This window comes from Veillonella parvula (assembly GCF_024461875.1).
GTDB classification, from domain to species: Bacteria; Bacillota; Negativicutes; order Veillonellales; family Veillonellaceae; genus Veillonella; species Veillonella parvula_I.
In genome coordinates this window covers 543,310-556,164 of the sequence record NZ_JANGAL010000001.1, presented here as the reverse complement: position 1 = coordinate 556,164, position 12,855 = coordinate 543,310, and the positions used below count along the sequence as shown (strand labels likewise).

Annotated in this window: 11 protein-coding genes; all 11 read left to right on the top strand. The window is 37.2% G+C overall.

Annotated features, from left to right (window positions below; all coding sequences use genetic code 11):
* Window positions 1–82 precede the first annotated feature (82 nt).
* The 11 genes from mnmA (at window position 83) to mtaB (ending at window position 12,846) form a co-directional block, all read left to right on the top strand.
* On the top strand, window positions 83–1,144 hold the full coding sequence (gene mnmA / locus NE668_RS02585; RefSeq protein ID WP_004695727.1) for a tRNA 2-thiouridine(34) synthase MnmA: 1,062 nt from the start codon (window positions 83–85) through the stop codon (window positions 1,142–1,144).
* A gap of 38 nt (window positions 1,145–1,182) precedes the next feature.
* Window positions 1,183–2,982, top strand: coding sequence for a translation elongation factor 4 (lepA, locus tag NE668_RS02580; protein WP_227036947.1), 1,800 nt, complete (start codon window positions 1,183–1,185; stop codon window positions 2,980–2,982).
* A gap of 4 nt (window positions 2,983–2,986) precedes the next feature.
* A complete protein-coding gene (gene hemW / locus NE668_RS02575; RefSeq protein ID WP_008600870.1) occupies window positions 2,987–4,171 on the top strand; it encodes a radical SAM family heme chaperone HemW in 1,185 nt (394 codons plus the stop codon).
* Window positions 4,172–4,252: 81 nt separating this feature from the next.
* A complete protein-coding gene (locus NE668_RS02570) occupies window positions 4,253–4,855 on the top strand; it encodes a nitrite/sulfite reductase domain-containing protein (RefSeq protein ID WP_004697060.1) in 603 nt (200 codons plus the stop codon).
* Window positions 4,856–5,262: 407 nt separating this feature from the next.
* Window positions 5,263–6,291 (top strand): heat-inducible transcriptional repressor HrcA, encoded by a 1,029-nt coding sequence (gene hrcA / locus NE668_RS02565; protein WP_021148127.1) that lies wholly within the window; start codon window positions 5,263–5,265, stop codon window positions 6,289–6,291.
* The gene (gene grpE / locus NE668_RS02560) at window positions 6,291–6,836 is read left to right on the top strand and encodes a nucleotide exchange factor GrpE (protein WP_024061688.1); all 546 of its coding nucleotides are present in this window, start codon (window positions 6,291–6,293) and stop codon (window positions 6,834–6,836) included. The genes hrcA and grpE overlap by 1 nt, the downstream gene beginning before the upstream one ends.
* 27 nt (window positions 6,837–6,863) lie before the next feature.
* Complete coding sequence (dnaK, locus tag NE668_RS02555; RefSeq protein ID WP_060919781.1) at window positions 6,864–8,705, top strand: molecular chaperone DnaK; 1,842 nt, start codon at window positions 6,864–6,866, stop codon at window positions 8,703–8,705.
* Between the two features lie 16 nt (window positions 8,706–8,721).
* Window positions 8,722–9,879, top strand: a complete 1,158-nt coding sequence (gene dnaJ / locus NE668_RS02550; protein ID WP_004695739.1) for a molecular chaperone DnaJ — start codon at window positions 8,722–8,724, stop codon at window positions 9,877–9,879.
* Between the two features lie 55 nt (window positions 9,880–9,934).
* Window positions 9,935–10,798, top strand: a complete 864-nt coding sequence (locus tag NE668_RS02545; protein ID WP_101928260.1) for a 50S ribosomal protein L11 methyltransferase — start codon at window positions 9,935–9,937, stop codon at window positions 10,796–10,798.
* Window positions 10,795–11,526 (top strand): RsmE family RNA methyltransferase, encoded by a 732-nt coding sequence (locus NE668_RS02540; protein ID WP_004695742.1) that lies wholly within the window; start codon window positions 10,795–10,797, stop codon window positions 11,524–11,526. The genes NE668_RS02545 and NE668_RS02540 overlap by 4 nt, the downstream gene beginning before the upstream one ends.
* Before the next feature lie 24 nt (window positions 11,527–11,550).
* The gene (gene mtaB / locus NE668_RS02535) at window positions 11,551–12,846 is read left to right on the top strand and encodes a tRNA (N(6)-L-threonylcarbamoyladenosine(37)-C(2))-methylthiotransferase MtaB (protein WP_004695745.1); all 1,296 of its coding nucleotides are present in this window, start codon (window positions 11,551–11,553) and stop codon (window positions 12,844–12,846) included.
* The last annotated feature ends 9 nt before the right edge of the window (window positions 12,847–12,855 follow it).

The following is a 12,855-nucleotide window of genomic DNA, read 5'->3' as shown; positions in this document are numbered from 1 at the left end:
TTTTACACCGAACTAGTGTTTTACACGTCAGGCTTTCACCCTGATTAGTTTTATGATCAAGAGATCATTAAAAGGAGAAAGTATGGAAAAAGTTATCGCTGTAGCTATGAGTGGCGGCGTAGACAGTTCTTTAACTGCTGCAATGCTATTAAAACAAGGCTATAAAGTATTTGGTATTACCCTATGGTTATGGGTGAGTGGTACGCCCTATGATGAGGTGCCTCTTGCCGTAACTGATGCTAAGAAGATGTGTGATTTTCTTGGTATCGAGCATCATGTTATCGATGCTCGTGATGTATTCTATGAAAACGTAGTAGATTACTTTGTAAAAGAATATGCCTATGGTCGTACGCCAAATCCTTGTGTATTTTGTAACAAGAACATCAAGTTTGACTTGATGCTCAATCGTGCTCTTGAATTAGGTGCCACACATATGGTAACTGGTCATTATGCACAAGTAAATTATAATGAAGAAACAGGTCTATATGAGTTACATAAAGGTGTTGATCCTACAAAAGACCAAAGTTATGTTATGTACAATATGAACCAACGTATTTTGAGTCATCTTATGTTCCCTTTAGGTGGTCAATGTAAGACTGAAACACGTAAATTAGCTGCTGAATATGATTTGCCAGTCGCTAAAAAACCAGATAGTGTAGATATTTGTTTCTTGCCTCATGGGAATTATCAAAAGCTTGTGGTAGAAGAAATGAAGGGTAAGCCAGAGTCTGGTAATATCGTTACCGAAGATGGTGAGGTATTAGGTAAGCACAACGGCTTATTTAATTATACGATTGGTCAACGTAAAGGCCTTGGTATTGCTTATAAACACCCTTTATATGTTATTGGATTTAATGGGGATCGTAATGAGGTCATCGTGGGTCCTAATGAACGTCTCTTTACAAATCGTATGATTTGTAAGTTCTATAACTTCTTAGATGATACAATTCATAAGGAATTGAAGGCAGAAGGCAAAATTCGCTATGCAGCTAACCCTTCTCCTTGCACAGCACGTATTTTAGATGACGATACAATGGAGGTTATTTTTGAAGAACCACAACGGGCTATTACCCCAGGTCAATCTGTAGCCTTTTATAATGGCACTCAATTATTGGGAGGTGCTGTTATCGATCGCGTATGTTAGAAAGGAGAATGCAAGTTCTTTGAACTTGTTCACATAGTATGTCAACGAAAAAGATTCGAAACTTCTGTATTATAGCCCATATTGACCATGGTAAATCAACCATTGCCGATAGATTAATTGAATATACTGGCACATTACAAAAACGTGAAATGGAGGCTCAAGTTTTGGACTCCATGGACCTTGAACGTGAACGAGGCATTACTATTAAAGCACAATCTGTTCGCATTTTGTACAAAGCTCAAGACGGTGAAGAATACACTTTGAATCTCATCGATACTCCGGGCCATGTCGATTTCAGCTATGAAGTATCTCGTTCTCTTGCAGCCTGTGAAGGGGCATTACTTGTTGTTGATGCTGCTCAAGGTGTGGAAGCACAAACGTTGGCAAATGTATATCTCGCTTTAGAACATGATCTTGAAATCATTCCTGTTATTAACAAGATTGATTTGCCGTCAGCAGATCCTGATCGTGTTAAACAAGAAATTGAAGATATTATTGGTTTAGACGCATCTGATTCTATATTATGCTCTGCCAAATCAGGTATCGGTATTCCTGATATTTTAGAAGCTATTGTAAATAAAGTTCCTGCACCACCAGATAAATCTGATGAGCCAACAAGAGCCTTGATTTTTGATAGCCGTTTTGATGCGTACAAAGGTGCTATTGCCTATGTCCGTGTAAAAGAAGGGTCCATAAAAGCAAAAGATACAATTCGCATGATGCATGATAAAAAGGACTTTGATGTTACAGAACTCGGTATTTTTACTCCAAATCTTGTACCTGTGCAAGAATTACCATGTGGCTCAGTAGGTTGTATTGCAGCTAGCATCAAAAATGTAAAAGATTGCCATGTAGGCGATACTGTAACATTAGCTAATAATCCTGCATCAGAACCATTGCCTGGTTATCGTAAGGCTGTATCTATGGTGTACTGTGGCCTTTACCCAACAGAGTCTAAAGATTATGAAAACCTTCGGGATGCATTAGAAAAGTTACAGCTTAATGATGCTGCCTTAGAATATGAAGCAGAAACATCATTGGCATTGGGCTTTGGTTTCCGTTGTGGGTTTCTCGGTCTTTTGCATATGGACGTAATTCAAGAACGTTTAGAACGTGAATATAACTTGACGCTTATTACGACGGCTCCATCGGTAAATTACAAAGTGTACAAAACAAATGGGGAAATGCTCGAAGTCGATAATCCAGCTAAATTACCACCTCCAACAGAAATTGATTACATTGAAGAGCCTTATGTAAAGGCGACTACAATTGTACCTAAAGATTTTGTTGGTACTATCATGGAATTATCTCAAGATAAACGCGGTGAATATCAATCTATGGAATATTTGGATGAAACACGCGTATCTGTCGTTTATCACTTGCCATTGAGTGAAATCATTTATGATTACTTTGATAAATTAAAATCTGCTACAAAGGGGTATGCATCTCTTGACTACGAATTGATTGGATATAAACAATCTCCAATGGTTAAGATGGATATTCTCTTAAATGGTGATCCTGTAGATGCATTGTCCATTATTGTACACAAGGACCGTGCAGCTACACGTGGACGTGCATTAGCTGAGAAATTGAAAGAATTGATTCCTCGTCAAATGTTTGAAATTCCAATTCAAGCGGCGGTAGGTACAAAAATTGTGGCTCGTGAAACTGTAAAAGCTTGGCGTAAGGACGTTTTGGCAAAATGTTACGGTGGTGATATTTCTCGTAAGCGTAAATTACTTGAAAAACAAAAAGCCGGTAAGAAACGCATGAAGTCCGTCGGTTCCGTAGAGATCCCGCAAGAAGCATTCATGGCGATTCTCAAGGTTGAGGACTAATAAAATGAAAACAGATTCTGATATTCTGAATCTGTCTACACTGAGGGATATGGGGTTGTATGTCCATATCCCTTTTTGTAAACAGAAATGTATGTATTGTGATTTTCCTGCTTATCAAAATTTACAAGATTATTACGAAACCTATGTATATGCTTTAGTTCAAGAAATTGATTTATGGGTCTCTGAACATCCAGAGTCTACATCTAAAGCTATTGATACAATTTATTTTGGTGGAGGTACGCCTACAGAATTATCGATTCAACAACTACAGATGATTCTTGATAAAATTAAAAATACTTTTACAATTACTGACGATTGTCATATGACTATTGAATCGAATCCTGGGGAAGTAAATTTACATTATTTAACGAAATTAGTTAAACTTGGTTTTAATCGTATTAGCTTTGGTGTTCAAACATTTGACGATAAGTTGCTTACCATGCTTCATCGTAGTCACAACGGAGAACAGGCAAAACAAGCCGTTTATGATGCTAAAGAGGCGGGCTTTACTGATATCAATATTGATTTGATTTATGGTTTGCCACGACAAACATTAGAGGATATTCAATATAATTTAGATATTGTAAAAGACTTACCGATTAATCATATTTCAACGTATGGACTTCAAGTTGAGGTAGGAACGTATCTATATCATTTAGTACAAAAGAACCTTATTTCTATTCCTAGTGAAACCATTGATGAATCCATGTATGACATGATGATGGACGGATTAAAAGCTTTAGGCTTTGAACGATATGAGATTTCAAATTTCGCCAAGACTAATTCCTATAGCCGTCATAATTTAAAATATTGGCACTATGTAGATTATTTAGGCTTTGGTGCTGGTGCTCATTCCTTCTATGACGGAGTACGCCGTAGTAATAATCGTAATGTAATGCCCTATATACAATCCGTTGACAGATATATTATGCCTACTATTGATACGGAGACGATTACTTTAGAGCGAGCTCAAGAGGATTTTTGCTTTTTAGCTCTTCGCACTAAATGGGGCCTTGATGAGCGAAAATTTGAAGATAAATTTGGCGTATCTGTCCATAATTTATTTGGTACTACTTTAGAGGATTTAGTTAGTAAGGATCTATTAGAATATCAAAGTGGAAGTTATCATTTAACCGCTGAAGGTGCCAAGCATGGAAACTATGTATTTAGTCAATTTATTCGTGAGTAATTTCTCACAGTTTCTCAAAATCTAATATGTTAGTATAAATAGGATGATGATGAATAAGCATGCTAGATTTGAGGAGGAACGATGAAGACATCTGTAATATTACACGGTTTACATAATGAATTTACTTTAGATCAAATGAAAGCATGCATAGAACTTGCTGAAAAATATGGCGGATCCTTTCGTCATGTTGTAACAGGTATACAAATTACAGGTATTGAAAAAGATGATAAGGAACAGCTAATTTCTGAATTGCCTGATGGCGTGACAACTGTTATTCATAGAGGTGTTAATTCCTTAATTGCCTGTGTAGGTAAAGGCCATTGTAAAAATGGACAAATGGAAACTAAAGAATTGGCTGATTATGTAGAGAGAAAACACTACGGCCGAAAAACATCTCATAAGTGCAAGATTGGCATCAGTGGATGTGGACGTAACTGCCCTGATGCGATGGTGAAAGATATTGCTTTTATTGGTACATCGCAAGGTTTTATGTTGGCTGTTGGCGGTAATACAGGCATGAGACCAGAAGCAGGAAAAATTTTAGCAAGAAAACTAACTATTGAGCAATCTAAAAAAGCTGTAGACATTTTGATTGATTGGTATGCGGAACATGGGGAACCTCGTGAACGTATGGGACAATTGTTAGAACGACTTGGTAATCCATTAGAAGGTGTAGAACTATAAATTATTATATTTCTAGTACTTATTGATTTATGATTTTAGTCTGTAAATAGTTAGGGCCCAAAAAGTATTCTAACTAAGAGTCCATTAACAATAGAATTACAATAAAATTATTACAAATATAAACACTTATACTATTTCAGGTTTTAATAATAGAAATTTTATTAGACCAACATATTCTAATCTTTAAATTTTGGGATATGTCATAAATGTAGATAGTATAAGTGTTTTTTTATTTTTGTACTTTGATTTTTTGACCAATTAATTAAAAATATTGAATTGTCTTTTTGACTAAATAGATATTATTTGACTTTTTAAGGATTTTTCTGCTTGACATTTTTTTTGAATATGATAATATTATACATGCGATTAGCACTCAAAGTTTATGAGTGCTAACAAGAGGTGTCATTATGGATGAAAGAAAACAGCGCATCTTGCGAGCCATAATTGAAGACTATGTTAAGTCCGCAGAACCTGTAGGATCTCGAACGATTGCTAAAAATTATGATCTTGGCATCAGTCCTGCTACGGTGCGGAACGAAATGTCCGATTTAGAGGAATTAGGCTATTTAGAGCAACCTCATACATCGGCTGGACGTATTCCTTCAGCTAAGGGCTATCGCTTATATGTTGATTCTATGCTGAGTCGACAACCTGTTCCATTACAGGATGCTGAAAAAATTGAAATGTTATGGAAACGTTCCAATGGATCAACGAGTGAACTCTTTCTCAATATGGCTAAACTACTTTCACAGGTAAGTCATAGCATGAGTTTATTCTTAGCACCAGCCCATGATAGAGCATTAATCAAATACATTCATGTATTACCGCTAGATAGTCATCAAGCCATTATGGTAGTTATTACTGAAACAGGAGCACTCGATAATGAATTGATGTACTTTGGTGAAAGCGTTTCACCAGAGCTTTTACAGAGTCTAGCCATACAATTTAGCAATGCACTACAGAATGTAAGTATTGGTCATGTAACGGCTGAGGCTTTAGGATCTATATTGGTCCATATGGAAGGACCGCAGGGAATTTTATTAATCCTTTCGGAGACATTATTACGAGCTATTAATAAACGTAAGTTGTTCTATTCGGTAGGTACCACAGAGTTGTTAAATCAACCAGAGTTTAAGTCTGTTGAGAAGGTACAACCCTTGCTTTCCTTAGTGGAAGAACAAAATCAATTAGGACAGTTATTAAAAGATGATTCTCCAACACCTGTTAAGGTCAAGATTGGTATTGAGAATGAAACTGAAGCGCTACATTCAATGAGTGTGGTACAAGCTGATTTTACGAATCAAGATCAGCCTATCGGAACTCTTGCTATTCTTGGTCCAACGCGGATGGAATACGGACGTATCATCGGCATGTTGTCCCATATGAAACATATAATGGAAACTATGGTAAAAGAACAAAACAGAAAGGGCAAATAATGGCTGAAGAACAAGACATTAAACAAGAAACAGTGGAGGAAACAGAGGATACTACGAATGTAGAGGAACCAACTGTTGAAAAAACTGAAGAAGCTGTGGCTGATGCTGCTCAAGTGTTAGAAGAACTTAAAGCCGACTTTGATAATCGCTATAAACGGTTACAAGCGGACTTTGAAAATTTCAAACGTCGTACTAACCAGGAAAAAGAGCAACTTGCTGGATATGTAAAAGGGGATGTATTAACGGACCTTCTTCCTGTATTGGATAACTTTGAACGGGCCGTTCAAAGTCCTGCAGAAGGGGAAGCAAAAGTATTCCTCGATGGATTCATTATGATTCATCAAAATTTGATGGCTATGTTATCTAAACATGGTTTAGCTGTTATTGAAGCTATGGGTCAACCATTTGATCCAAATTTCCATCAAGCGATTATGCGTGTACCGTCAGATGAATATGAATCCGATACGGTGTGTGAAGTTTTGCAAACTGGCTATACTGTTGATGGTCGTTGTATACGTCCAGCAATGGTAAAAGTTGTTGAATAGATTATAAAGTTTTAGGAGGTATATATTATGGCAAAGGTAATTGGTATTGATTTAGGGACAACAAACTCTTGTGTTGCTGTTATGGAAGGCGGCGAACCTACGGTTATTACAAATCAAGAAGGTGCACGTACAACTCCTTCCGTTGTTGGGTTTGCAAAAAATGGAGAACGTTTAGTTGGTCAATTGGCTAAACGTCAAGCTGTATCTAACCCAGAAAATACAATCATTTCTATTAAACGTCACATGGGTACAGACTACAAAGTAACTGTAGAAGGTAAATCTTATACTCCTCAAGAAATTTCTGCAATGATTCTTCAAAAAATCAAAGCTGATGCAGAAGCTTACTTGGGCGAACCTGTAAAACAAGCTGTTATTACAGTTCCTGCATACTTTACAGATGCTCAACGTCAAGCTACAAAAGACGCAGGTGCCATTGCAGGTCTTGAAGTACTTCGTATCATCAACGAACCTACAGCAGCTGCTCTTGCATATGGTGTAGATAAAGATGAAGATGGTAAAGTTCTTGTATTTGACCTTGGTGGTGGTACATTCGACGTATCTATCCTTGAACTTGGTGACGGTGTATTTGAAGTATTAGCAACATCTGGTAATAACCACCTTGGTGGGGATGACTTCGACCAACGCATTATGAACTACCTTATTGAAGAGTTCAAAAAAGAAACTGGTATCGATTTATCCAATGATAAATTAGCTGATCAACGTTTAAAAGAAGCTGCTGAAAAAGCAAAAATTGAATTGTCTGGCGTAGCTAGCACAAATATCAACTTGCCATTTATCACAGCTGATGCTACTGGTCCTAAACATTTGGATGTAACATTGACTCGTGCTAAATTTGAAGAATTAACTGCTGATTTGGTACAAGCTACTATAGAACCTACTCGTAAAGCTATGAGTGATGCTGGTTTATCTGCATCCGATATTGATAAAGTATTGTTAGTTGGTGGTTCTAGTCGTATCCCAGCTGTACAAGAAGCTATTAAAAAAGTATTGGGTAAGGAACCAACAAAAAACGTTAACCCTGATGAATGTGTAGCTATCGGTGCTGCTATTCAAGGTGGCGTATTAGTAGGTGAAGTAAAAGACGTATTGTTACTTGACGTAACTCCATTGTCTCTTGGTATCGAAACAATGGGCGGTGTATTCACACGTATTATTGATCGTAATACTACAATTCCTACATCTAAATCTCAAGTATTCTCCACTGCAGCAGATAATCAACCATCTGTAGATATTCATGTATTGCAAGGTGAACGTGAGTTCGCAGCAGATAATAAAACATTGGGTCGTTTCAACTTGGATGGTATCCCAGCTGCTCCTCGTGGGGTTCCTCAAATCGAAGTAACATTTGACATCGATGCTAATGGTATCGTACATGTAAAAGCTAAAGATTTAGGTACTCAAAAGGAACAAAAGATTACTATTACTTCTTCTAGCGGCTTGAAAGAAGAAGAAATTGATCGCATGGTTAAAGAAGCTGAAGCTCATGCAGCGGAAGATAAAGCTAGAAAAGAAGAATTAGATATTAAAAATAATGCGGACTCCCTAGTATATCAAGCTGAGAAAGCATTGAAAGACCTTGAAGGTAAAGGCGACGCTTCTTTGATGAAAGAAGTAGAAGAAGCGAAAGATAAATTGAAAAAATCTATCGAAGCTGGCAATATCGAAGATATCAAAAAAGATAGTGAAGCTTTGGAACAACCATTACATAAATTAGCAGAACAAATGTATGCAGCAGCTCAACAAGCTCAACAAGCAGCTGGCGGTGCTGAACAAGGTCAACAACAAACAAAAGCTGATGACAATGTTGTTGATGCTGATTACACAGTAGTGGATGATGACAAGAAATAAGAAGGGTTGGTAACGAATGGCACGAGATTATTATGACATCCTAGGGGTTAGTAAAAATGCCTCTCAAGATGAAATCAAAAAAGCCTTCCGTAAAAAGGCACGCCAATACCACCCAGATGTAAATAAAGATAATCCAAAGGAAGCGGAAGCAAAGTTTAAAGAAGCTAACGAAGCTTATGAAGTCTTGTCTGATGAAACTAAAAAAGCTCAATATGACCAATTCGGCCACGACGCCTTCAAACAAGGAGGCGGCGCTGGTGCCGGTGGTTTCCAAGGCGGTTTTGGCGGTTTCGGTGGTCAAGCTGGAGGCTTTGGTGATATCTTTGGCGACATTTTTGGTGGCATGTTTGGTGGTGGACGCCAACAACAAGGCCCTCAAAAAGGTAATGACTTGCGTGAAGATATCGATATTTCCTTTGAAGATGCAGCCTTTGGTAAATCTATGGAAATTGAAGTCCATCGTCATGAAGAATGTGATCACTGTCATGGTACTGGTGGTGAACCAGGCTCTCGTGTCGATACTTGTCCAAACTGTCATGGTTCTGGTCAAGAAGCGGTTATTCAAAATACTCCATTTGGACGTATGCAGTCCGTTCGCACTTGTTCCCGCTGTCATGGTACGGGTAAAAGCATTGAAAAACCTTGCTCAAAGTGCCGTGGTACTGGCGAAATGTTGGCTAAACGGAAGATTTCCATTAAAATTCCAGCTGGTGTAGATAGCGGATCTCGTTTACGTGTAGCCAATGAAGGGGAACCTGGTATTTTAGGCGGTCCTAAAGGGGATCTCTATGTATATATCTTTGTTCGTCCTCACAAGGAATTTGAACGAAATGGTAATGACGTTATTAGCCGTGTAAATATTAGCTTTGCTCAAGCTGCTCTTGGTGCGACTATACAAGTTAACACTTTAGATGGTAAAGTAGAGTTAAAGATTCCGGAAGGTACTCAAACGGGAACGGCATTCCGCGTAAAGGGCAAAGGTATACCATATTTGCGTAACCCTAACCAAAGGGGTGACCAACACATTGTGGTAACCGTCCAAACGCCTAAGAAGTTGACAGACACTCAACGTGAGCTATTGTTACGCTTTGCAAATGAAAGTAATGAAGATGTAAATAACTTACAAGTGAGCAAAAGTCTCTTTGAAAAAATCAAGGACTGTTTGACTAAATGAACAGCTCATGTGAAGGAATGGTTTGTTCCATCACATTCCCTATAAAGGAGCATATATGCAATGGATAGAAGTATCCATTGTCTGTGAAAGAGTAGCCACCGATGAGGTGACTACTCTTTTTGACGATTATGCAGACAATGGAATTATAGAAGAAGATGTTGAAAATCAGCCTAATTTAATAAAATTAACTATGTATGCTGATATATCACTCGATATGAATATGATTAAGGCGGATTTAGTAAAACGGCTTACTGAGGCCAATATCAAGGTTATATCAATAGATACAGATATTTTTGATGAGTCAACTTGGTTAAACTCTTGGCAACAGTATATTGAACCTACAGAAATTTTACCTAACTTAATCATTAAACCAGCATGGCAGGAATACAATAATGTAGATAATAAAATTATTATTGAAATTGATTCAGATATTTCCTTTGGTACCGGGTCTCATGAGACGACACGGACTTGTGCAGAGCTATTAAAATCCTATAGTAAATCTATGGATCTTGATACAGTTACTTGTTTGGATATTGGTACTGGCACAGGTATTCTTTTATTAGTAGCAGCCCATTTAGGTATTAAAAATTTAGTTGGTATAGATATAGAAGAGTATGCTGCAAATCAAGCTAGAATTAACTGTGAGAATAATCATGTATCTGCTGAAATCATTTGTGGTAATTTGGATAGTGATTTCAATGGTACTGCCCAATTAATTTTAGCTAATCTAACAGTGGATCCCCTTAAAATACTATTACCTCAAATTGGTAAGAAACTGGATGATAGGGGCATTTTGATTATTAGTGGCATTATTGATGATCGTTATGATGAAATCATGCCATATATTGAGGCTCATTGGCATATTATTGAGGAGCGCGTTGCAGGGCCTTGGCATACGTTTGCGCTAGAAAAACGATGAAAAAGATTTTTATTCCTACACCATTAGATGAAATAATAGAATTACCAAAAGATGTAACCCATCATGTACTACATGTATTTCGCCATAATATGGAGAAGCCTATAACTGTAACCGGCAGCGACAATCGTTGTGGTACATATCAAATTACAGCAGAAGTAGATGGTAAAGCTCAAGCAAAACTGATTGAATATGTAGAAGGAAATCTAGCATCGTATCGTACTATTCTAGTTCAATCATTATTAAAAGGTGAAAAGCTAGAATGGGTGTTACAAAAGGCGACGGAGTTAAATGTGGATACAATTTATCTTGTGCCCACAGCTAACTGCGTAGCTAAATATGATGAAAAAAAGCTTCAATCAAAAGTAAATCGTTGGGAAAAAATAATGCTAGAAGCAGCTCAACAATGTGGACGAAATCACTTGCCTACACTAGTAGTAGGAGAGACGCTTTTACAAGCATTAGACATTGAATCTGAGGCGTTGAAATTGGTAGCCTATGAAAATGAAGCAGGTCAGACTATCAAAGATGTACTTAAAACTTTACATTCCGATAAGTCTGTAACTGATGTTTTAATTTGTATAGGTCCTGAAGGGGGCTATCAAGAGAAGGAAATCAATGCTATTATAAAATATGGTGGAAAATCAGTATCGCTGGGAAATACAATTTTACGGGCTGAAACTGCTGCTATTGGATCGTTAGCGATGATTCGATATGAATTAGAATTATAAATTAAATAAGAATAGAGAGGTGCAATGAAAACCGTTGCTTTTACAACCTTAGGGTGTCGCGTAAACCAATATGATACAGATGCCATGAAAGGTTTATTTTTACAAAATAATTACGAAGCGGTAGACTTCGATGAAAAAGCTGATATATATGTAATTAATACCTGTTCTGTAACGAATATGGGGGAAAAGAAATCCCGTCAATTAATCCGCAAGGCAAAGCGTCAAAATGAAGATGCCTATGTTATTGTAACTGGTTGTTATGCTCAGCTTGATCCAGATGCGATTGCCGCTATAGATGGTGTTAATCTCGTTATTGGTACAAATAATCGCTCTAAAATTGTTGAATTAGTAGAGCAATTAGAATCTACAGAACGACAAATTAATGCTGTTCGGGATATCATGAAGGAATCTAACTTCGAGGAAATGCCGTTATATGGTAATGAATCTGACAAAGCTCGTGCGTTCATGAAAATTCAAGAAGGTTGTAATAACTATTGCGCCTTTTGTATCATTCCTTATACTCGAGGAAAATTAAAATCTCGTAAAGTTGATGATATTGTACAAGAGGCAAAACGTTTAGTAGATCATGGATTCCATGAAATCGTATTAACTGGTATACATTTGGGTAATTACGGTGTCGAATTACCAGGTCGTCCAACATTAGCTGATGTGGTAAAAGCTTTATTAGAGATTCCTAATTTATACCGCATTCGTTTCGGGTCCATTGAATCCGTAGAGGTTTCTGATGAGTTAGTAGAATTAATGGCTACCAATAAACGTGTTTGTCCTCATTTACATTTACCATTACAAGCTGGTTCTGATCATGTATTAAAGTTGATGAAACGCCATTATACATTACAAGAATATAAAGATTTAATTACAAGTTTACGTTCTCGTATTAAAGATTTATCAATTACAACTGATATTATTGCTGGTTTCCCTCAAGAAACTGATGAAGACTTCGAAGAAACATTGAATACAGTACGTGAAATTGGATTTACGCACATTCATGCCTTCCCATACTCCATTCGTGAGGGTACACCTGCAGCCACCATGGCGGATCAAGTACCAGAAGCTGTTAAGAAGACTCGTGTAGCACTTTTAAATGGCCTTAGCCAATCTGGTTATGAACGATACGCAAAATCTCGCATTGGTAAGCCTGGTGAGATTCTCATCGAAAAGGAAGAGAATGGATACTATATGGGCTTAACAAATGAATATATAAATGGTAAAGTTAAGTCTGATGGGACACGTAAAATTGGTGATCTCGTTGGTGGAACTGTTGTAGGTTTAGAAGATAATTATTTAATTATTGAGTAAGGAGTTAGA